The following is a 19,991-nucleotide window of genomic DNA, read 5'->3' as shown; positions in this document are numbered from 1 at the left end:
GTGATGCGCGATCGTCACCCAATCCGCGCAGAACGATCGAAATCGCATGAAACGTCCCCCGGCGTCGGACGAAACCGGCGGGCCTTCCGTATCGACGGCGACAGTCGTGCCGCCCGGACGCCATCGCGACCGGCACGCCTGCTCGTGCGGCCCCCCGCACCTTCGTCGCTCGACGGACTTCACCGTGCCGCGGCCATCCCCTGGACCAAGGCAAGAGCGACCCACGCCGGCAGGTCTCCTGGCTCACGGGTCACCGCCACGCTGCACGGCCTTCCCAGGGCGATCACGCAAACGTGTCCGTCCCAGTGGCTGCCCCCGTCGCACAGACGCGGGCGATGTGCAGCGCGCTCGCCGCTTACAGTTGCAGGGACAGCCTCGGCTTCGGGGTAACCCCCTCACCGCGTTCCCTTTTAAGCCCCTCGCGGGACACCAGCGTAGTCACGAGCCGGGCGATCCTGGGGACCGTTCGCCTCGGGTGATGGCGTATCGAAACGACCGCGCGCGGGCAAGCGCGCATCGTCAGCGCTCGAAGAGGCGATCGGCGAGCGGTTCGCGCGCTTGCCAGTCGCGGCGCTCGAGTTCGGGAATATCCGAGGAGGCGAGCGGCGTGCCGAGGCACAGCAGGGCGACGAACGACCAAGTCGCTGGCACGTCGAGCAGCGCCGTCACCGCGTCGGCATTGAGGATCGACACCCAGCCGAGACCGTAGCCGCGCGCATGGGCCGCGAGCCAGAGCGTGTGGATCGCGGTTACGGTGGAGTCGCGCAACGTCTCGGCGATCGTCGCGCGGCCGAGGCCGTGGCCGGCCAGCGGATCGAGCGCGTTGAACACCGCCAGGATCTCGGGGGCCTCGCGCAGGCCGTGGAGCTTCAGGGTCGAATAGTGCGCGCGGCGGGCCGGATCGGCGATGCGATCGGCCGCGGCGTGGCTGGCCGTATCGACATGCTCGGCAAGACGGTCGCGCAACGCCGGTGAACGGATGCGGATGATCCGCCAGGGCTGCGCATTGCCGACCGACGGCGCAAAGGCGACCGTCGCGATCAGGTCCTGCAGATCTCGCTCGGGGATCGGCCGCGTATCGAAATGCCGGACGTCGCGCCGCCAGCGGAACAGGTCATCCAGGCGCGCGATGAAAGCGGCGTCGAAGATCGGTGGCGTCATGGCAGTGCTGTCCGGCGCAGCAGGTAGATGTCCATGATCCAGCCATGCTCGGCGCGTAACGCCGCGCGGCGCTCCACGATCTCCTCGGCAACGTCGGCAAGCGAGCCGGCGATCAGCGCCTCGTGTGGCATGCCGAGATAGGCGCCCCACCAGATCGCGACACCCTCCTGCGCCTGCGTGGTGAAGCAGCAATCGCCGTCGAGCATCACCGCGACGCTGTCGGCCGCCTCGGGCCAGCCATGCTCGCGCAGCCGTCGACCCGTGGTGATGACAACGGGCGCGCCGAGCGTGTTGAGCGGGATCGCATGCGCCGCGGTCAGCGCCTGCAGGCTGGTGATGCCGGGGATCACCCGGACGCGCAGCGCCTTGCCGTCTGCCCGCAGCCGCTCGGCGACGCGCAGCGTGCTGTCGTAGAGCGATGGATCGCCCCAGACGAGCAACGCGAGCCGACCGCCCTGCGGTAGATGCTCGGCGATCTGCGCCGCCCAGGTCGCGGCGATCGCCTCGTGCCAGTCGCCCACGGCTGTAAGGTATTCACCAGTCGCGGCGCGGACCGGCAGGTCGAACTCGACGATCCGAACCGGCTGCGTCAGCGCGGTGGCGCAGAGCGTGCGGCGCAGGTCGATCAGGTCCGACTTGGCGTCGCCCTTGCGCGGCAGCAGGATCAGGTCGGCGGCATTCATCGCCGCCTCGGCCTGGCGGGTGAGGTGATCGGGATTGCCCGTGCCGATGCCGATCAGATCGAGGTCGATCATGGCGCCTCCTCCTCCATCAGCGGGCCATAGAGGATCAGCGCCGGCGCCGTGCCGATGTCGGTCGCGAGGCTTCGCGCCAGCGCTGCGATCGTCGAGCGGAGCAGCCGCTGATCGGGATGCCCGACATTTTCCGCGAGCAGGGCGGGGGTGGTCGGCGGCAGGCCGTGCTCGACGAGGCGCGCGACGAGCGCGGCGAAGGTGCGCTTGGGCATGAAGATCACCGTCGTCGCCTCGGCATCGGCGAGCGCGGCCATGTTGAGTGCGCCGGGCAAGCCGCCGGTAACGTCATGCCCGGTGACGAACTGCACCCGCCGCGCGCTGAGCCGGCGAGTCAGCGGGATCGCCGCAGCGGCAGCGGCAGCCGAGGCCGAAGTTACGCCGGGGACGATCTCGAACGCGATCCCCGCGGCACGGAGCGCGACGATCTCTTCCTCGAGCCGGCCGAAGATCGCGGGGTCGCCCGACTTCAGCCGGACGACGCGCGCGCCGGTCGCGGCATGATCGACCAGCAGTTGCGAAACATGCGCCTGGCTCGGCGAAGCGCGACCGGCGCGCTTGCCGACCGCGACGAGCTCGGCGCCGGGGCGGATATGGCCGAGCAGCGGACCCGACGAGAGATCGTCGAACAGCACGACATCGGCCGCCTGCAGCCGCGCGACGGCCTTCAGCGTCAGCAATTCGGGATCGCCCGGACCCGATCCGACGAAGGACACGAAGCCCGTCATTGCGCGGGCGCGATCAGGTGGAAGAAGGTTCCCGAGACGCGCCCGCGATACGATCCGGCTTCGGCGACGGCATTGCCCTCGGCATCGACGACATGCGCGAGCGCGGCGTCGGGCTGGTCGAGGATCGTCGAATAATGAAATTCGTGGCCACGCAATGCCGTGCCGCCGGGCAGCCCCGCCATCGGTGCGAGCAGCGTCGCATGGCGATAGCCGAGATGCATCCGGCGCTGCGCATAGCTGGTGACGAGCCCCAGCAGCCCCGCCATCCGGTGGCTGGTCCCGTCGGCGTCGATCAGCGCCTCGCCGAGTGCCATATAGCCGCCGCACTCGCCATGGATCGCGCGGGTGCGGGCATGCTCGGCGAGGCCGGCTTGGAAGGTCGAAGCGGCGGCGAGGCGGCCGGCGTGGAGCTCGGGGTAGCCGCCGGGCAGCCAGACGAGGTCTGCGCTGGCGTTGGGCGCCTCGTCGGCGAGTGGCGAGAAGGGCAGGATCTCCGCGCCCGCGTCACGCCACGCATCGAGGATATGCGGGTAAGTAAAGGAGAACGCAGCGTCCTGTGCGAGCGCGATGCGCTGTGCGGGGGGTGCGAAACGCCATTCTTCGGACGCGATGTGAGGTTTAGCTGATGCGGCCTCGCGCAATGCGGCGAGGTCGACATGCTCGCGCAGGAAGGTCGCGTACTGCGCGATGCGCGCGTCGAGATCGGCATGTTCGCCGGCCTGCACCAGCCCCAGATGCCGTTCGGGGAGCGTGAGGTCGCTCCGCCGCGGCAGCGCGCCGAACACGCGAATGCCTGCCGCCGCCATCCCGCTGCGCGCGAGCCGGTCGTGGCGCGGGCTCGCCACGCGGTTGAGGATCACGCCCGCGATCCGCAGATCGGGATCGTAGCGCGCGAAGCCGAGCGCGGTCGCGGCGGCGGATTGCGCTTGGCCCGACACGTCGATGACGAGCACCACCGGCCATCCCATCCGCCGCGCGACGTCGGCGCTGGCGCCGTTGCCCGTCGCGCCCGCCGCCGCGACTCCGTCGAACAGACCCATCGATCCCTCGGCCAGCACGAGATCGGCGTCGCGCGCGCTGGCGGCGAGGCTGTGGAGCATCGGCTCGGGCATCGCCCAACTGTCGAGGTTGAACGATCGCCGGCCGCTTGCCGTATGGTGGAAGGCGGGGTCGATATAATCTGGGCCGCTTTTGAACGGTTGGACGCTCAAGCCGTCGTCGCGCAGCGCGCGGAGCAGGCCGAGCATCACGGTCGTCTTGCCGGTGCCCGAGGCGGGCGCGGCGATCATCAGGCCGGGGGTCATGTCGCGGACTCGCTGAAGGGCGAGGTGGCGCTCTGCGGGCGGAAGCGGCGGTCGTACCCGGGGGCGTAGAGGCTGCTTTCGATGAAATCGTCCGCCGCGAGCACGGGGCCGACGAGGATCAGCGCAGTGCGTTCGGGGCCGTCCGCCGCAGCAGTCGCGATCGTCGCGAGCGTCGCGCGGACGATCTGCTCGTCTGGCCAGCTCGCGCGCCAGACGATCGCGACCGGGCACTCCGGCCCGTAAGCGGGGATGAGGTCTGCAACGACGCGATCGAGCGCGTGGATCGACAAATGGATCGCGAGCGTCGCGCCGGTGGTGGCGAAGGTGGTGAGGCGCTCGGCGGGCGGCATCGTGCTTGCGCGGCCGGGGGTGCGCGTTAGCACAACCGATTGCGTTAGGCCGGGCAGCGTCAGCTCGGCCTCGAGCGCCGCGGCGGCGGCGGCGAAGGCGGGGACGCCCGGCGTGATCGTGAACGGAATGTCGAGCGCACGCAGGCGGCGGAGTTGCTCGCCCATCGCCGACCAGATCGAGAGATCGCCCGAATGGAGCCGCGCGACGTCCTGGCCCGCCGCATCCGCCGCCGCGATCTCTTCGATGATCGCGTCGAGCGACAGCGGCGCGGTGTTCACGATCCGCGCGCCGGGCGGGCAATGCTCGAGCAGCGCCTGCGGGACGAGCGACCCGGCATAGAGACAGACCGGCGACCCGGCGATGCGGTCGCGCCCGCGCAGCGTCAGCAGGTCGGGTGCGCCGGGGCCGGCACCGATGAAATGGATGGTCATGGATCGAATCTTTCGGCGATGGCGCAGCTGGCCATGCGGTCGGGGGAGATATGGCGATGCGCGATCAGGCGTGCGCCGGGGCCGGCGGCGGCGAGCGCGGCGGCTTCGGCGACGCTGCCCGCGCCGCGCGCGGCGAGGCTGGCGGGGGATTGGGTCGCGGTCGGCGTGGTGCGCAATGCTGGCGGTGCAACGGCGAGCACGGGGATGCCCATCGCTTCGGCGAGCGCGGCGAGCAGCGCAGTCTTGTCGGATGGCGCCGCGAGCGCGGTGACCGGCGGATGTCCGGCGCGCGCCAAATCAAGCGCTGCAGACAGCGAGTCCTCGCGTGCGCCGGTGCGATAGCCGAAGCCTGCGACGATCACAGCGTCACGCTCCACTGCACGATCGGATAGTTCGAACGCCAGCCACGCCGAGTGCCGATCGGGGCGGCCCGCGCGAGTTCGATCCGCAGCAAGTCGCCGCCCTTATCGCGCTGCCACTGCGAGAGCAGCGCCTCGGATTCGAGCGTGACGGCGTTGGCGACGAGCCGCGTACCCGATGGCAGATGCTGCCACAGCCACACGAGCAACGCTTCGGAAAGCCCGCCGCCAATCACGACCGCATCGGGAATCGGCTGGTCGGCAAGCGTATCGGGTACACGACCCTCGATCACGCGCAGCCGATCCATGCCGAGCGCGGCGGCATTGTCGCGCGCGCGGGCGGCACGGGTCGGGTCGGCTTCGAACGCCAGCGCGCGCATCGAAGCGGCGCAGAGCAGCCATTCGATCGCGATCGACCCCGATCCCGCGCCGATGTCCCACAGCAATTCCCCCGGACGCGGAGCGAGTGCCGAGAGGGTAAGCGCGCGGATCGGTTGCTTGGTGATCTGCCCGTCATGCGCAAACCAGGCGTCGGGTCGGCCGCTGGCGCCTGGCAGTACCGCGCCCTCGCCAGCGACCTCGATCGCGACAGCGACCGGATGCTGGATGTCGGCGAACGCGTCTGACGCCGCGCTGGTCTGACGAATGCGTTCACGCGGACCGCCAAGCGCCTCGAGGATCCACAGCGCGCTCTCGCCGAAGCCGCTCCCGGTCAGATAGCCCGCTAACCCGGCGACCGCTCCGCCATCGCGGACGGTGACGATCGCGCGGCTACCGGGCGCGAGATGCTGGCGCAGCCGCTGGAACGGCGCGGCGTGGAGGCCGAGGCACTGCGTCTCCTCGATCGCCCAGCCGAGCCGCGCGGCGGCGAGCGCAAAGCTCGACGGGGCAGGGTGCGCCACCCATTCGTGCGGCGCCAGCTGCCGCGTGACGACCGACCCCGCGCCGAACCAGAACGGATCGCCCGACACGAGCATCACCACCCGGCGCCCACGCCGCGCCAGCACCGGCGCGATGCCGTCGGCAAAGGGGACCGGCCAGCATGCCGTTTCGCAGCCCGGATCGGCGAGCAAGGCGAGGTGCCGCGCCGCCCCCGTCAGCCAATCGGCCTGCGCGATCGCATCGCGGCTTGCGGCGGACAGGCCTGCCGGTCCATCCTCGCCGATCCCGACGATCGTCAGCCACGGATTGCCGACACCCTCAGCCATGACGCACGTCCTGATCCTTGGTGGCACGACCGAAGCCAGCGCGCTCGCGACCGCGCTCGCCGACCGCGGCGTGCCCGCGACGCTGAGCTATGCCGGGCGCGTCGCCAGCCCGAAGCCGCAACCGGTGGCGGTGCGGGTCGGCGGTTTCGGCGGGGTTGCTGGGTTGGTGGCGTGGCTGCGCGAAGCTCGGGTCACGCATCTGGTCGATGCGACGCATCCCTTCGCCGCGCAGATGAGCGCGAACGCGGTGACTGGAGCGGCGCAAGCGGGCGTTCCGCATATCGCGCTGAGCCGTCCCGGTTGGGTCGAAGAGGATGGCGACCGCTGGATCCGCGTCGCCGATATTCCCGCGGCGGTCGCTGCCCTTGCAGGTCCACACCGAAACGTGATGCTCGCGCTGGGGCGGATGCATGTCGCGGCCTTCGCGGCGCAACCGCAGCATCGTTACTTGCTCCGCTTCGTCGATACCCCGTCCGAGCCCGTTGGGTTGCCCGATTACGGCCTGGTGGTGGACCGCGGGCCGTTCACGCTCGCTGGCGATGTCGCGCTGCTGCGGGAGAACGCGATCGATCTGATCGTCTGCAAGGATGCCGGCGGCACCGGCGCGCAGGCGAAGCTGATCGCCGCGCGCAGCCTGGGCGTGCCGGTGGTGATGATTGATCGCCCGTGGCTCCCCGAACGAACCGAGGTCCACGACGTCGCCGCGGTGCTGGCTTGGATCGATCATGCCGCCGACCGCGGCGTATAGAGGAAGCGGGTGCCCGCGATCATCCGCGTGCGGCTCGAGCCGACGATGACGACCGTGCGCATGTCGGCCATCTCCGCGCGAGCCTCTGGCAGCGCGATGACATCGAGCTGCTCGTCGGGCGTCGAGACGGCGCGCGCGAACAGCACCGGGCGCGCGTCGGCACAGGTCTCGCGCAGGATCGCCAGCGCCGAAACCAACCCGTCGGGCCGAGCCTTCGAGCGCGGATTATAGAAGGCGATCGCGAAATCGGCCTCCGCCGCGAGCCGCACGCGGCGATCGATCACCGCCTGCGGCTTGAGATTGTCGGAAAGGTTGATCGCGCAGAAATCGTGGCCCAGCGGCGCCCCGGCACGCGCCGCGGCGGCAAGCATCGCGGTGATCCCGGGAAGCACCCGGACGTCGAGCGTCCGCCATTCGGGCGCGCCCTGCTCGATCGCCTCGAACACCGCCGCCGCCATCGCGAACACGCCGGGATCGCCCGACGACACGACGACGACGCGATGCCCGGCGAGCGCGAGCTCGAGCGCGTGCCGCGCGCGCTCGAGCTCGACGCGATTGTCGGACGGATGCAGCGTCAGCCCGTCGCGCGGGGCGACGCGCGCGACATAGGGGATGTAGCCGATCACATCGGTCGCCGCGGCGAGCGCCGCGCTCACCTCGGGCGTCACCAGCGCCGCGTCGCCGGGCCCCAGCCCGGCGATGGCGAGCCAGCCGGTCACGGTCGCCGCCCTTGCCCGTGGATCAGCAGGATCGCGAAATAGGGGGCGACCGCGCCCGCATCGACCAGCCGCGTGACGCGCTGGTCGGGCATTGCGGCATGTTCGACCAACCAGGCGGCATCCTCGCGCCCCGCAGCGGCGACGGCCCGGCGCAATTTGCCGAGGTGGCGGCCGATCTTCATCACCACCAGCGCGTCGGTATCGCGGATGCGCCGCGCGAGCTCGGCCTCGGGCATCGTCGCGGTCAGCACGGTCAGCACGTCGTCGCCCCAGGTGATCGGTCGCGCGCTCGCGGTCCACGCGCCCGACATGCCGGTGATGCCGGGGACGACCTGGACGGGCACGAGTCCGGTCAGGCGGCTGTGAAGGTGCATGAACGACCCGTAGAAGAACGGATCGCCCTCGCACAGCACGACGACATCCGCGCCGCCCTGCGCCAGCGTCGCGAGGTGTTGCGCGCACTCGGCGTAGAAGCCGCTCAGATGGGCGTTGTAGCGCGGGTCGGTGAGCGGGATCTCGGTGGTGACGGGATATTCCATCGCGAATTCGACCGCGTCGTCGCGCAGCATCCCCTCGACGATACAGCGCGCATGGCCGGGGCGTCCGGCCTTGCGGAAGAAGGCGATATGGCGCGCCTGGCGCACCAGCCGGTCGGCGCGCACGCTCATCAGATCCTGCGCGCCGGGGCCGAGGCCGACGCCGTGGATGGTGCCGCAGGTCATTCGGTGCGGCTCGCCAGTGCGTTGATCGCGGCGACGGTGATCGCGCTGCCGCCCATCCGCCCCTCGACGATGACGCACGGCACCGGCTGTTCGGCCCATAACGCCGCCTTCGACTCCATCGCGCCGACAAAGCCGACCGGACAGCCGATGATCGCGGCAGGGCGCGGGCACGCCGGGTCTTCGAGCATGGTGAGCAGATGGAACAAGGCGGTCGGCGCGTTGCCGATCGCGACCAGCGCGCCGGCGAGATGCGGGCGCCACAGTTCGAGCGCGGCTGCCGAGCGCGTGTTGCCCATCGCGCGGGCAAGCTCGGGCGTCTCGGGCGCGTGGAGCGTACAGATCACGGGATTGTCGGCGGGGAGGCGGGCGCGGGTGATTCCTTCTGTGACCATGCGCGCGTCGCACAGGATCGGCGCGCCGGCTTGTAGCGCTGCCCGCGCAACGCTGGCGAAGCCGGGGGAGAAGCGGATGTGGGCGGCGAGCTCGACCAGCCCGGCGGCGTGGATCATCCGCACCGCGACGGGTTCCTCGTCGCGGTCGAAGCACGACAGCGCGGCTTCGGCACGGATCGTGGCGAACGACTGGCGATAGATTGCGGCGCCATCGGTCTCATAGACATGCGGCATCAGGCGGCTCCGAAATGGTCGAGAATCTGGCGCACTTCGAGCCCCGCGCGCGCCGGCGGCGCCCCGGCGCGGGCGTCGAACGCGAGGTCGTAGCGCCCGTCGCGGCCGGTCAGCACGACGGAAGCGGGGGCGGCGCGCGCGCAGCCCTTGGCGCACCCCGAGACGTGGAGATGCCCGGCGACGAACGGGGCGAGCCGGGCGGCAAGGTCACGCGTCGCGACGCTGGCTTGCGGGCAGGCGGGTGCGCCGACACAGGCATCGGTCGCGGCGAGCGGGTCGGGGGCGGGGATGTGGGTTGCGCCTTCGATCAGCAGTAGGCGCCACGGCGTGGTGCGGACGGCGCTGGCGGGCGAGGTGGCTAGCATCGCGATAAAGGTGTCGGCATCGATCCGGCCGAACGGAAGCGGCTGCGCGGCACCGAGCGGATGGCGGCCGGGGGCAAGCGGCGCTCCGGGCGGGGCGGGGCGATCGTCGCCGGCGGCCCAGTCGGAGAGCGGTGCGGCATGGCGCGCCATCCGACCGGCCTCTGCGCCGCCGGTGGCGACGAACCACTGGGCGAGCGCGATCAGCGCATCGACTTCTTTGCCGAGCGCGATCGCAACGCCAGGCTCGCGGCCCTCCGCTCGCAGGATCAGACGGCCTGTGGCGGCGCGTTCGATGCGAAAGTCGGCGGGCGCGGTCGTCAGGATCGGTGCGGCACCAGCGTCGATTGCGAAGCCTACCTTGCCCGGCAACTCGGGAAGTTCTGCGAGGCGCGCTTCGAGTTCGGTCGCGATGCGATACGTGTCGTCGCCTGTCTGCCAGTTGGGCGCGACGAGGATCGCCCGGCGGGCTTCGCGTTGTGGATCGGGATCGACCAAAGCCAGGTCCACCAGCGCGGCGACAAGCGCTTCCCAACTGGAGTCGGTAGCTCCGCGAATCTGCAGATTGGCGCGGTTGGTCACGTCGATCTGGCCGTTGCCATACCGCACCGCCGCCGCGCACAGGCCGAGCATCTGATTGCGGTCGAGCCGCCCGAGCTGCGGCCGCACGCGGACGAGCAAGCCGTCGCCCGCCGCCATCGGCCGCCACGCGGTCGGGCACCAGCCACGCACCGCGCTCATGCCGCGCCGTCCAGCTGCGCGAGGATCGAATTGCGCCGCGTCTGCCACAGGCCCGCCGCGCGCAACGCCGCAAAGCGCGCCTCCATCGCCGCGAGCGCGCCCGGGTTGGCGTCGGCCAGAAACCCACGAACATCGTCGCGCGCCAACGTCGCGTCGAAATAGAGGTCGAACGACTCGGGCGTCACCGCGCCCGCGAGATGCGCGAAGCTGCCGAGATGATCGAGCGTCGCCGCGATCTCGGCCGCGCCGCGATAGCCGTGTCGCATCATCCCGGCGATCCAGCCCGGGTGCGCGGCGCGCGCGCGGACGACGCGCGCGATTTCTTCGGGAAGCGGCCGCGCGCGCGGGCGATCGGGATCGGTCGCATCGAGGTGGTAGGCGGTCGCATTCCCGCCCGTCACCGCCTGCGCGGCAGCGAAGCCGGCTTCGTGCGCGGCATAATCGGCGGCGAGCAGCAGGTCAGTTTCGGGCAGGTCCTGGACATGGACGAACAGATCGGCGGCGGCGACCCGCGCTCGGATCCCGGCGGGATCCGCACGCTCGGCCTGGCCATCGAAGGCGTGCGACGAGGCGGCGAGCCACGCTTCCCCCGCGGATCGGCGCGCCTCGGGCGTGTAGGTGTCGACGCTGTCGCCCAGGCCGAGGCCGTAGCGGCCGGGTGCGGGGCCGAACACGCGCGCGGCGGCCGGTGCGCCGACGAACGGGTTGCGATCGGCGGGCTCGTCGCGCGCGGCGATCGCGCGCACCGCCTGGCCGAACATCGCGCACAGCGTCGGGAAGGCGTCGCGGAACAGGCCGGAGATGCGCAGCGTGACATCGATCCGCGGCCGGTCGAGCAGCAGCAGCGGCAGGATTTCGACCCCGGTCACACGCTCCGACCCCATGTGCCACACCGGCTCTGCGCCGAGCAGATGGAGCGCCATCGCGAACTCCTCGCCCGCGGTGCGCATCGTCGCCGATCCCCACAGGTCGATGACGAGCGCGCGCGGATAGTCGCCCTGATCCTGCAAGTGGCGGCGGATCAGTTCGTCAGCGAGCCGCACGCCCTGCGCGTGCGCCGAGCGCGACGGCACCGCGCGCGGATCGGTCGTATAAAGGTTGCGTCCGGTCGGCAGGACGTCGCTTCGTCCGCGCCACGGCGAGCCCGATGGCCCCGCCGCCACACGTCGCCCATCGAGCGCGGCGAGCAGTCCGTCGCGTTCCGCCGCACCTTGGTGCTCGCGACCGAAGACGTGCAGCCCGTCGCCGAACTGGCTGTCCTTGACGTCGCAGACGAAGGTGTCGATCCGCGTGATCGCCTCGGCATCCGAGCGCGCCGCGTCGAGGCCGAGCACCCCGTCGAGCCCGAGCGCGCGCGCCTCGTCGCGGATGTCGCCGCGCAGCCGGGCGCGCCGCGGCGGATCGAGCCCGTCGGCGTTCGAGAATTCGTCGAGCAACGCCTCGAGCCGCCCAAGCCCGGCGCCACCTCCGCTGCGCTCGAGCGGCGGGGGAACATGCCCGATCGTCACCGCGCCGATGCGACGCTTGGCCTGCGCCGCCTCGCCGGGATCGTTGACGATGAACGGATAGATGACGGGCAGCGCGCCGGTCAGCGCCTCGGGCCAGCAGGCATCTGACAGCGCGACCGCCTTGCCCGGCAGCCATTCGAGCGTGCCGTGCGCGCCGACGTGGACCAGCGCGTGCGTGCCGCGCGCCTGCAGCCAGAGGTAGAAGGCGACGTACCCATGGCGCGGGCAGCGTGTCACATCGTGATATTCGTCCGCGCGGACTGCGGGACGCCCGCGTTCGGGTTGCAGCGCGACGATGCTCTCGCCGCTGGCATAGGCGGCAAAGCGGAACCGGCCCTCGCTGACGGTAGGGTCGTCCTCCGGCTCGCCCCACGCGGCGAAGAGATCGTCGCGCAACGTGGCCGGCAGTCCGCGTAACGCCGCACGATATTCCGCGACCGGCCAGTCGAGCGTCTGCGTCGCGAGCATGGCGGGCAGATCGGCGGGGCCGGGTCCGGTGGTATAGCCGGCACCAGCGAGATCCTCCAGCATCGCCGCGACCGAGGCGATCGCGTCGAGACCGACCGCATGCGCCATCTGGTGCGTTTTGCCCGGATAGGTCGAGACGACGATCGCCAGCCGCCGCTCCGCCGCCGCAGTCTGCGCGAGCGAGATCCACCCGAGGACCCGTGCGACGATGGCGGCCACCCGCGCGGGATCGGCACGATGCTCGCGGCGGGCGAACTGCAGGTCGGGATCGAACGGCGCGTCGTCCTTGAAGCTCGCGACGCCCGCGAACAGGCGGCCGTCGACTTCGGGCAGCACGACATGCATCGCGAGATCGACCGGCGACAGCCCACGCTGCGCGCCTGCCCAGGCCGCGCGATCCGATGTCGCGAGCGCAACCTGAAACACGGGCACGCCCGCCCCATCGAGCGGCGTGGTTCCGGTGTCATCGCGCGCTGAGAACGCGGTCGCGTTGACGATCGCGGCAGGCGCGAGGCTCGCGACCCAGCGCCGCATCCAGCCGCTCGCTTCCGGGTCCTTGAGCGACGGCGCGAACAGCGCGAGGACGTCGCAGCCGCGCGCCTCGAATGCGGCTTGCAGCGCGGCGATCGGGTCGAGATCGGCGGCGGTGAGATACGATCGGTAGAAGACGATCAGGATCCGCGGCCGCGTCGCGGTGAGCGCGAACGCCGCGGGACAGACGATGCCGCGCCCGGCTTGCCACCCCCCGACCGGCGCGATCGCGCGCGCGCCATGGACCGGTCGCACATAGCAGCCCGACGCCAGCGCAAATTGCGCAAGCGCCGCCTGCGCCGCCGCCGCGCCGCCGATATCGCACAGCTGCGCGAGCCGATGCAGCGTCGAGACCGGCACCGTCGAGGCGGCCTCGAGCCGTTCGTCGCGGCGCCCGTCGGCGGGGATCACCGCCAGCGCGATTCCCTCGCGCCGCGCCAGCGCGGCGACCTGCTGCAGGCCATAGGACCAATAGGCCGCCCCGCCGATCAGCCGGATCAGGATGCCCTTCGCGCCCGCCAAGGTGCGTTCGACATAGGTATCCACCGACAGCGGGTGCGTCAGCTCGGCGAGATTGGCGAGCCGTACGCTCGGCAGCGCGGCATCGCCCGCATCCGCCACGGCGCTGCGCCACCCGGCCGCGAACGCGCCGAGATCGCTGTCGGAGAACGACAAGAGCACGAGATCGGCGGCGTCCTGCCCCAGATCGCGCGGCGATGCGCTCTCCTCCAACCCGTGGGTTTCGCGGAAGATGACGTGCATCGCAGCGTCAGCCCTGCAGCGCCGCCCGGATCGCTGCGGGGTCGAGACGATCGCGCTCGGCGATTACCACCAGGCGCGTGGCGCGCGGTTCGTCGCTCCGCCACGGCCGGTCATAATGCGTGCGGACACGCGCGCCCACCGCCTGGACCAGCAGCCGCATCGGCTTGCCCGCCACCGCGGCATAGCCCTTCACGCGCAGCACCTCGCCACCGCCGCCGAGCGTCTCGATCCGCGCGGCAAGGTCATCGGGCGCGGCGATCTCGCCGAAGTCGAGCACGATGCTGTCGAAATCGTCATGCTCGTGCTCGTCCTCGCCGTCATGATGCGACGGGCGCGCGGCGATATCGTCCTCTGCTGCGGCGCCGATGCCGAGCACGATGCGCGGATCGACGACGCCGTCGATCAGTTCGAGCACGGGCAGCGCGCGCGGCGTCTCGGCGGCGATCACCGCGCGCGCGGCGGCGATCCCTTCGGCTCCGGCCAGGTCGCATTTGGTGAGCAACACCATGTCGGCGCAGGCGAGCTGATCCTCGAACACTTCGGACAGCGGGGTCTCATGGTCGATGCTGGGATCGGCGGCGCGCTGCGCATCGAGTGCCGCCAGATCGGGGGCGAAGCGTCCTGCCGCGACCGCCTCGGCATCGGCGAGCGCGATGACACCGTCGACGGTGATCCGCGAGCGGATCGCCGGCCAGTCGAATGCCTTGAGCAGCGGCTTGGGTAAAGCGAGCCCCGAGGTTTCGATCAGGATATGGTCGGGTCGCGGGTCGAGCGCGAGCAGGGTCTCGACGGTCGGGATGAAATCGTCGGCGACGGTGCAGCAGATGCAGCCATTCGCCAGTTCGACGATATTCTCCGCCGGGCAATCGGGGATCGCACAGCCCTTGAGGATATCGCCGTCGACGCCGAGCGTGCCGAATTCGTTGACGATCACCGCGAGCCGGCGACCGCACGACTGGCGGATCAGATGGCTGATGAGCGTCGTCTTGCCCGCGCCGAGAAAGCCGGTGACGATGGTAACGGGGATTTTCGTAAGATCGGACATCGGGTTTCCCTCGGCGCTGGCAACGACCGGCGGGGACCTCATGTCGGTCGGCGCACGCCTTCGATGGGCGCCGAAAGCCCCCCGCAAGCGCACACCGATGCGGCCCCAGCCACACAGGTTCGTCGCTCAGACGGAGAACCGTGCCGCAGCCATCCCCTGGGCCGAAGCAAGAGCGACCTTATCGCCGGCAGGTCTCCTGGCTTGCGGGTCAAAGCTCGGGCATCGCCTTCCCAGGAGCGCATCGCTCGATGCGCGGTCCCAGTGGCTGCTCCGGAGTGGAGCCTGACGCCGTCGCTCACCGCTCACAGTTGCAGGGACAGCCGCGGATTTGGGGCGAACCCCGCACCGCATTCCCATTCAAGCCCCTCGCGGGGCACCGGCGCGATCATCGGGACGCGAAAACGCTTCCCGATCATGGTTGTAGCTCGGGCGCGACGGATTGCCAATCGGTCATTCGCGCGGCTGGCGATCATCGGCCGCCGGGATACGCCCTGCCTAGGCCGCGAGCTCTTCGCCCGGCAGGGTTTCGGTATCGATCTGCGCTTGCATCGCCGCGGGATAGCGTGCGCCCTTGAGCGCCCCCGCCGGAAAAAGACGGTCGACCGCAGCGACCAGATCGGCGGCGAGCGGGCGTTCTGCCGCGGCGAGATTTTCGGCGAGATGCGCCAGACTGGTCGTCCCCGGAATCGGCACGGTGAACGGCCGCTGCGCCAGCACCCAGCCGAGCGCGAGTTGCGCCGGCGTCAGCCCCGCCTGCGCGGCAAGCGCGTCGAAGCCCGCTACGGTTTTCAGATTCTGCGACAGCAGCGGCTCGACGAAGCGCGGCATCGGGCTGCGGATGTCACCCTCGGCATAGCTGTCGTCGTGAACCGCGCCAGCAAGGAGCCCGCGCGCCACCGGCGAGAAAGCGACGAGCGCGATGCCGAGCTCGGCGCAGGCATCGAGCACGGCGACTTCGGGATTGCGCACTGCGGGCGAATATTCGGACTGCACCGCCGCGATCGGATGAACGGCGTGCGCACGGCGGATCGTCTCCGCGGACATTTCCGACAGCCCGATCGCGCCGATCTTGCCCGCTTCCTTGGCGCGGACCAAGGCGCCGACCGACTCCTCGATCGGTACCTTCCGGTCGAGGCGATGCATGTAATAGAGATCGATATGGTCGGTCCCCAGCCGCCCCAGCGCGCCGTCGAGCGTGCGCGTGAGCGCGGCTGGCGTTGCGTCGAGGATGCGCTTACCATCGACCAAGTCGAGCACGCATTTCGAGGACAGCGTGAATTCTGCGCGGCGATGCATCACCGCGCGCCCGATCAGCCGCTCGTTCTCGCCACCGCCATACAGCGCCGCGGTATCGAGCAGCGTGTAGCCGAGATCGAGCGCTGCGTTGAGCAACCGCGCGCCGTCCTCCGCGCTCGGTGGCACGCCGTAAGCATGGCTGAGGTTCATGCAGCCGAGTCCGATCGCCGAGACGGTGAACGGGCCGATCGTGCGGGTCGGCAAGGTCATGGCAGCTCCGAATGCAACGGGCGGGTCAGCCCAGTTGCTCGGGCCAATACAGCCGCATCGGATTGTCGACCAGCAGCTTGCGCTGCAACTCGGCAGTCGGAGCAATTCGCGGGATGACGTCGACCAGCGTGCCGTCGTCGGGGATGCGATGCTCCATATTGGGGTGCGGCCAGTCGGTGCCCCACAGCACGCGATCGGGGAAGCGCTCGACCACCGGGCGGATCACCGCGACGAAATCGTCGAACGGCGCGCCCTGTGGCGAGAGGCGTTCGGCGCCCGATACCTTGGTCCAGATGTTGGGATGATCGTCGAGCAGCTGGACGAAGCGCGTGATGTCGGCGCCGCCGGGGCCCTGCGCGATGTCGGGGCGGCCAAGGTGATCGACCACGATCGTCGTCGGAATCGCGGCGAGGAAGGGCTCTAGCTCCTCGAGGATATCGGCCTCGAAATAGACGACGACGTGCCAGCCGAGCGGGGCGATGCGGCGCGCGATGTTGAGGAACTTGTCCTTGGGCGCGTCATCGACCAGCCGCTTGAGGAAGTTGAAGCGCACGCCGCGGATGCCGCCGTCGTGGAGCTTCTGCAGTTCGGCATCGTCGATATCGGGGCTGACCACCGCGACCCCGCGCGCGGCACCGCCCGACTTGGCGATTGCGTTGAGCGTCGCGGCATTGTCGGTGCCGTGGCAGCTCGCCTGGACGATCACGTTACGCGCAAAGCCGAGCTGGTCGCGCAGCGCGAACAGCATCTCGGGCGTGGCGTCCTCGGGGTGATATTTCGCCTTGGGGCTGAACGGGAAGTCGGCTTCGGGCCCGAAGACGTGGACATGCGCGTCGATCGCGCCGGGGGGCGGGGCGTAGGCGGGCGCGCTCGGCTGGTCGACCCAGGTCTTGGTGCGGCTCATGCGAAAACCTCTCCGTCCATCAATTTGCGCGCGGTGCGCAGCATGCCCGCCTCGACCGGCTGGCCGCCGGCGTCGATCGTCACGACGCATTCGGTGACGCCGCTCGGATGCTCGACGCCGAGCGTCTTGGTGTTGCCCTCGGGCACGTGGGCGAGCGCGGCGGCGGGCGAGCCCTCGATCAGGCACGCGGTCGCGACGCTGACCGCGCCGAGCACGCCGATCGAGGTATGGACGCGGTGCGGGATGAGCGAGCGCACCGCGATCGCGCCGCCATCCTTGGGCGCGGCGACGAGCATCATCTTGGGGACCGATTTTTCGGTGACGTCGCCGAGGTTCATCAGCGGGCCGGCCTTCAAGCGGATCGCCTCGATCTTCGCCTTCATCGCGTCGTTCGCGTCGAGCGTCTCGCGGTCCTCATAACCGGTCACGCCGACATCGGTGGCGGCGAAGACGACGCACGGCATGCCGTTGTCGATCAGCGTGACCGCCATGCCGTCGATCGTGTCGACGCCGTTGCCGGTCGGCAGCAGCGCGCCGCACGACGATCCCGCGGTATCGCGAAACGCGAGCGGGATCGGCGCGGCGGTGCCGGGGACGCCGCTGATCGCAACATCGCCGTCGTAGCGCACCTGGCCGCCGGGGGTCTGCAGCGTGGCGACCGCGACTTGTTCCGTATTCTCCATGAAGATCGCGACGCGGGTTTCGTCGCCGCTCGGCATCACCAGCCCGCGCTCGACCGCGAACGGGCCGACACCGGCGAGCATGTTGCCGCAATTCTGGCTGTCGCTGACGAGCGGCTGGTCGACGAACACCTGGAGGAAGAGATAGTCGACGTCGACGCCCTCGCGCGCCGATTTCGAGACGACCGCGACCTTCGAGGTCAGCGGATCGGCGCCGCCCATGCCGTCGATCTGGCGCGGATCGGGCGAACCCATCACCCGCAGCAGGAACGCATCGCGCGCTGCCGGATCGGCGGGGAGATCGTCGGCGAGGAAGAACGCGCCCTTCGACGTGCCGCCGCGCATCCACATGCAGCGCACGCCATCACTCATAGCGCAGCCCCAGCGCTTCGAGCTTGCCGCGCATGTCGTAGATGTCGAGCCCGAGTTCGCCCGCCGCGAGCCGCTGGCGCTTCGATTCCTCGTTCGCCTCGCGCTTGCGCGCCTCCTCGAGCACGGCGGGCGCATCGGCGCGTTTGACGACGCAGACGCCGTCGTCATCGGCGACGATCACGTCGCCCGCCTCGATCGCCGCGCCCGCGCAGACGATCGGCACGTTGACCGAGCCCAAGGTCGCCTTGATCGTCCCTTGCGCGAACACCGCCTTCGACCAGACGGGAAAGCCCATCTCCTTGAGGTCGCGCACGTCGCGCACGCCCGCATCGATCACCAGCCCGCGACACCCGCGTGCCATCGCGCTGGTCGCCAGCAGGTCGCCGAAATAGCCGTCGACGCACGGCGAGGTCGGCGCGAGAACGAGGATGTCGCCGTCCTTCAATTGCTCGATCGCGACGTGGAGCATCCAATTGTCGCCCGGCGGCGACGAGATGGTGACCGCCGATCCGGCGATCCGCGCACCCGAATAGATCGGCCGCATATAGTGCGCGAGCAGGCCGATGCGCCCTTGCGCCTCGTGCACCGTCGCCACGCCGGCATGGGCGAGACCATCGATCACGCTCTGCTCCACTCGCGAAATCTCGCGTACCACGCGTCCGGCCATGCTCACTCTCCTTGCGGCGTCGGAGTGCCCGGCGCGGCCGAAACCCCCAAATCAAATCTCGTGCACGGCCATAAGATTATACTATGAGAGGGTATGGCGCACGATCCGCTCGACCTTAATCTCCGGCACCTTCATGCCTTGGCGACCGCGACGGAGCTCGGCAGCATCAGCCTTGCGGCCGAGGCGGAGAATCTGTCGCAGCCGGCGCTGACGCAGGGGATCGCCAAGGTCGAGCGGCAGCTCGGCGTCGCCTTGCTCGATCGCCGCGCCGACGGCGTGAGCGCGACCGCCCCCGGCGCTGCGCTGGTGGTGCGGATCCGCGCCGCCTATGCGCGGCTCGCCGAGGCGTCGCGGGCGAGTGCGCGCAGCGGGGCGCGGGGGTTCGCGCGGCCCGAACGGCTGATCACCGCGACGCAGTTGCGCGCGTACCTCGCCTTGGCGAATGCCGGCAGCTTCGCGGCGGCGGCGCTCCAGCAGGGGCAGTCGCAGCCGGCGGTGCACCGAGCCGTGCGCGATCTCGAAAGTCTGTACGGCGTGCCTTTGGTCGAGCGGCGCGGGCGCGGCGTGGCGTTGACGCATGCGGGGCGACGCCTTGCGCGCGGCGCGCGGCTGGCGGTGCTCGAACTCGCCGCCGGGCTGGTCGAGGCGCTGCCAGAGGGGGCTGCCGAGCGGATAGCGATCGGCGCGATGCCCTTGTGCCGCGCGCTCGTCCTGCCGCACGCGATCGCGGCGTTCGCGCGGAGCGAGGCGCGTGTCACGGTCGACGTGCGCGAGGGATCGTGGCGCGAACTTGTCGAGCCGCTGCTCGATGGCGAGATCGACGTGATGATCGGCGCCTTGCGCGACGTCGCGCCTGCCGGGCTCGAGCAAAAGCCGTTGTTCGAGGATCGGCTGGTGATCGTCGGACGTGTCGATCATCCGCTCGCCGGTCGCACGCCCGAACCCGCCGACTTGCTGCGCTATCCGTGGATCGCCGCCCCGCATGGATCGCCGCTGCGCACGTTATGGCAGGGCCTGTTCGCCGATGGCGCTGTGCCCGAAGCCCCGATCGAATGCGGATCGGTGATGGTGATCCGCGGCGTGCTGCGCGACAGCGATTTCCTGACGCTGCTGTCGCCCGACCAAGTCGCGCCCGAGCTCGCGACCGGCGTGCTGTCTCAGATCGGGGCTCCGATCGACCACGCCGTTCGGACGATCGGGCTTACCGTGCGCCAGAATTGGCGGCCCACGCCCGAGCAGGAGCATTTCCTCCAGCTGCTCCATGCAGCGGTCGGAGAAACGAGACTTCCGGAAAACCGATAGCAGCGTGCAATTGTGATTGGCGGGGCGGGCGCGG

At 70.5% G+C, this 19,991-nt stretch carries 19 protein-coding genes and 2 riboswitches; of the genes, 2 read left to right on the top strand and 17 right to left on the bottom strand.

The annotated features are described in order from the left end of the window. Window positions 1-211: 211 nt before the first annotated feature. A riboswitch (cobalamin riboswitch) is annotated at window positions 212-449 on the bottom strand. A gap of 70 nt (window positions 450-519) precedes the next feature. From bluB to cbiE, 7 genes are read right to left on the bottom strand one after another with little or no spacing between them, the layout of a single operon-like run. Continuing rightward, window positions 520-1,161 (bottom strand): 5,6-dimethylbenzimidazole synthase, encoded by a 642-nt coding sequence (gene bluB / locus IE187_RS17635; protein WP_189677332.1) that lies wholly within the window; start codon window positions 1,159-1,161, stop codon window positions 520-522. Next, window positions 1,158-1,916, bottom strand: a complete 759-nt coding sequence (gene cobF, locus IE187_RS17630; protein ID WP_189677331.1) for a precorrin-6A synthase (deacetylating) — start codon at window positions 1,914-1,916, stop codon at window positions 1,158-1,160. Before cobF ends, bluB begins: the two co-directional genes overlap by 4 nt. Then, window positions 1,913-2,641 (bottom strand): uroporphyrinogen-III C-methyltransferase, encoded by a 729-nt coding sequence (cobA, locus tag IE187_RS17625; protein ID WP_189677330.1) that lies wholly within the window; start codon window positions 2,639-2,641, stop codon window positions 1,913-1,915. The genes cobF and cobA overlap by 4 nt, the downstream gene beginning before the upstream one ends. Continuing rightward, window positions 2,638-3,945 carry a cobyrinic acid a,c-diamide synthase CobB gene (locus tag IE187_RS17620; RefSeq protein ID WP_189677329.1) on the bottom strand — a complete coding sequence of 436 codons (1,308 nt, stop codon included), beginning with the start codon at window positions 3,943-3,945 and terminating at the stop codon, window positions 2,638-2,640. The genes cobA and IE187_RS17620 overlap by 4 nt, the downstream gene beginning before the upstream one ends. Then, on the bottom strand, window positions 3,942-4,727 hold the full coding sequence (cobM, locus tag IE187_RS17615) for a precorrin-4 C(11)-methyltransferase (RefSeq protein WP_189677328.1): 786 nt from the start codon (window positions 4,725-4,727) through the stop codon (window positions 3,942-3,944). Before cobM ends, IE187_RS17620 begins: the two co-directional genes overlap by 4 nt. Continuing rightward, a complete protein-coding gene (locus IE187_RS17610; RefSeq protein ID WP_229839481.1) occupies window positions 4,724-5,104 on the bottom strand; it encodes a cobalamin biosynthesis protein in 381 nt (126 codons plus the stop codon). The genes cobM and IE187_RS17610 overlap by 4 nt, the downstream gene beginning before the upstream one ends. Next, the gene (gene cbiE, locus IE187_RS17605) at window positions 5,086-6,294 is read right to left on the bottom strand and encodes a precorrin-6y C5,15-methyltransferase (decarboxylating) subunit CbiE (RefSeq protein ID WP_189677327.1); all 1,209 of its coding nucleotides are present in this window, start codon (window positions 6,292-6,294) and stop codon (window positions 5,086-5,088) included. Before cbiE ends, IE187_RS17610 begins: the two co-directional genes overlap by 19 nt. Between cbiE and IE187_RS17600 the strand changes: the two genes are divergently transcribed. Continuing rightward, window positions 6,293-7,042 (top strand): cobalt-precorrin-6A reductase, encoded by a 750-nt coding sequence (locus tag IE187_RS17600; protein WP_189677326.1) that lies wholly within the window; start codon window positions 6,293-6,295, stop codon window positions 7,040-7,042. The two genes, cbiE and IE187_RS17600, sit on opposite strands and share 2 nt — an antisense overlap. Here IE187_RS17600 and cobJ read toward each other — a convergent pair. The 10 genes from cobJ to IE187_RS17550 all read right to left on the bottom strand — a co-directional run bounded on the left by cobJ (window position 7,018) and on the right by IE187_RS17550 (window position 18,655). Next, window positions 7,018-7,761, bottom strand: a complete 744-nt coding sequence (cobJ, locus tag IE187_RS17595; protein ID WP_189677325.1) for a precorrin-3B C(17)-methyltransferase — start codon at window positions 7,759-7,761, stop codon at window positions 7,018-7,020. The genes IE187_RS17600 and cobJ overlap by 25 nt on opposite strands. Beyond that, entirely contained in the window at window positions 7,758-8,483 is a 726-nt protein-coding gene (cobI, locus tag IE187_RS17590; protein WP_189677324.1) for a precorrin-2 C(20)-methyltransferase, read from the bottom strand. Before cobI ends, cobJ begins: the two co-directional genes overlap by 4 nt. After that, window positions 8,480-9,109, bottom strand: a complete 630-nt coding sequence (locus IE187_RS17585) for a precorrin-8X methylmutase (protein WP_189677323.1) — start codon at window positions 9,107-9,109, stop codon at window positions 8,480-8,482. The genes cobI and IE187_RS17585 overlap by 4 nt, the downstream gene beginning before the upstream one ends. Continuing rightward, the gene (locus IE187_RS17580) at window positions 9,109-10,212 is read right to left on the bottom strand and encodes a ferredoxin-like domain-containing protein (protein ID WP_189677322.1); all 1,104 of its coding nucleotides are present in this window, start codon (window positions 10,210-10,212) and stop codon (window positions 9,109-9,111) included. Before IE187_RS17580 ends, IE187_RS17585 begins: the two co-directional genes overlap by 1 nt. Further along, window positions 10,209-13,481 (bottom strand): cobaltochelatase subunit CobN, encoded by a 3,273-nt coding sequence (gene cobN, locus IE187_RS17575; protein WP_189677321.1) that lies wholly within the window; start codon window positions 13,479-13,481, stop codon window positions 10,209-10,211. The genes IE187_RS17580 and cobN overlap by 4 nt, the downstream gene beginning before the upstream one ends. A gap of 7 nt (window positions 13,482-13,488) precedes the next feature. Beyond that, the gene (gene cobW, locus IE187_RS17570; RefSeq protein WP_189677320.1) at window positions 13,489-14,526 is read right to left on the bottom strand and encodes a cobalamin biosynthesis protein CobW; all 1,038 of its coding nucleotides are present in this window, start codon (window positions 14,524-14,526) and stop codon (window positions 13,489-13,491) included. A 169-nt stretch (window positions 14,527-14,695) separates the two neighbouring features. Next, window positions 14,696-14,922, bottom strand: a riboswitch (cobalamin riboswitch). A gap of 99 nt (window positions 14,923-15,021) precedes the next feature. Beyond that, on the bottom strand, window positions 15,022-16,032 hold the full coding sequence (locus IE187_RS17565) for an aldo/keto reductase (RefSeq protein ID WP_189677319.1): 1,011 nt from the start codon (window positions 16,030-16,032) through the stop codon (window positions 15,022-15,024). A 25-nt stretch (window positions 16,033-16,057) separates the two neighbouring features. Next, window positions 16,058-16,936, bottom strand: coding sequence for an amidohydrolase family protein (locus IE187_RS17560; RefSeq protein ID WP_189677318.1), 879 nt, complete (start codon window positions 16,934-16,936; stop codon window positions 16,058-16,060). Then, a complete protein-coding gene (locus IE187_RS17555) occupies window positions 16,933-17,988 on the bottom strand; it encodes a 4-oxalomesaconate tautomerase (protein ID WP_189677317.1) in 1,056 nt (351 codons plus the stop codon). The genes IE187_RS17560 and IE187_RS17555 overlap by 4 nt, the downstream gene beginning before the upstream one ends. Next, complete coding sequence (locus IE187_RS17550) at window positions 17,981-18,655, bottom strand: 4-carboxy-4-hydroxy-2-oxoadipate aldolase/oxaloacetate decarboxylase (RefSeq protein WP_189677316.1); 675 nt, start codon at window positions 18,653-18,655, stop codon at window positions 17,981-17,983. The genes IE187_RS17555 and IE187_RS17550 overlap by 8 nt, the downstream gene beginning before the upstream one ends. A 93-nt stretch (window positions 18,656-18,748) precedes the next feature. Here IE187_RS17550 and IE187_RS17545 point away from each other — a divergent pair, with 93 nt between their 5' ends. Next, on the top strand, window positions 18,749-19,957 hold the full coding sequence (locus IE187_RS17545) for a LysR family transcriptional regulator (RefSeq protein ID WP_189677315.1): 1,209 nt from the start codon (window positions 18,749-18,751) through the stop codon (window positions 19,955-19,957). Window positions 19,958-19,991 lie beyond the last annotated feature (34 nt).

The organism is Sphingomonas glacialis (assembly GCF_014653575.1).
Classification (GTDB): domain Bacteria; phylum Pseudomonadota; class Alphaproteobacteria; order Sphingomonadales; family Sphingomonadaceae; genus Sphingomonas; species Sphingomonas glacialis.
The sequence above is the reverse complement of the archived record's forward strand: the minus strand, read 5'-3'. Positions and strand labels throughout refer to the sequence as shown.

Bases quoted from the DNA above. Each gene is read 5' to 3' on its own strand.
- cobA (WP_189677330.1), bottom strand. From the start codon at position 2,641: ATGACGGGCTTCGTGTCCTTCGTCGGATCGGGTCCGGGCGATCCCGAA.
- cobF (WP_189677331.1), bottom strand. From the start codon at position 1,916: ATGATCGACCTCGATCTGATCGGCATCGGCACGGGCAATCCCGATCAC.
- IE187_RS17600 (WP_189677326.1), top strand. From the start codon at position 6,293: ATGACGCACGTCCTGATCCTTGGTGGCACGACCGAAGCCAGCGCGCTC.
- IE187_RS17550 (WP_189677316.1), bottom strand. From the start codon at position 18,655: ATGGCCGGACGCGTGGTACGCGAGATTTCGCGAGTGGAGCAGAGCGTG.
- IE187_RS17580 (WP_189677322.1), bottom strand. From the start codon at position 10,212: ATGAGCGCGGTGCGTGGCTGGTGCCCGACCGCGTGGCGGCCGATGGCG.
- IE187_RS17555 (WP_189677317.1), bottom strand. From the start codon at position 17,988: ATGAGTGATGGCGTGCGCTGCATGTGGATGCGCGGCGGCACGTCGAAG.
- IE187_RS17565 (WP_189677319.1), bottom strand. From the start codon at position 16,032: ATGACCTTGCCGACCCGCACGATCGGCCCGTTCACCGTCTCGGCGATC.
- IE187_RS17585 (WP_189677323.1), bottom strand. From the start codon at position 9,109: ATGCCGCATGTCTATGAGACCGATGGCGCCGCAATCTATCGCCAGTCG.
- cobN (WP_189677321.1), bottom strand. From the start codon at position 13,481: ATGCACGTCATCTTCCGCGAAACCCACGGGTTGGAGGAGAGCGCATCG.
- cbiE (WP_189677327.1), bottom strand. From the start codon at position 6,294: ATGGCTGAGGGTGTCGGCAATCCGTGGCTGACGATCGTCGGGATCGGC.
- cobW (WP_189677320.1), bottom strand. From the start codon at position 14,526: ATGTCCGATCTTACGAAAATCCCCGTTACCATCGTCACCGGCTTTCTC.
- IE187_RS17560 (WP_189677318.1), bottom strand. From the start codon at position 16,936: ATGAGCCGCACCAAGACCTGGGTCGACCAGCCGAGCGCGCCCGCCTAC.
- bluB (WP_189677332.1), bottom strand. From the start codon at position 1,161: ATGACGCCACCGATCTTCGACGCCGCTTTCATCGCGCGCCTGGATGAC.
- cobM (WP_189677328.1), bottom strand. From the start codon at position 4,727: ATGACCATCCATTTCATCGGTGCCGGCCCCGGCGCACCCGACCTGCTG.
- IE187_RS17545 (WP_189677315.1), top strand. From the start codon at position 18,749: ATGGCGCACGATCCGCTCGACCTTAATCTCCGGCACCTTCATGCCTTG.
- cobI (WP_189677324.1), bottom strand. From the start codon at position 8,483: ATGACCTGCGGCACCATCCACGGCGTCGGCCTCGGCCCCGGCGCGCAG.
- IE187_RS17620 (WP_189677329.1), bottom strand. From the start codon at position 3,945: ATGACCCCCGGCCTGATGATCGCCGCGCCCGCCTCGGGCACCGGCAAG.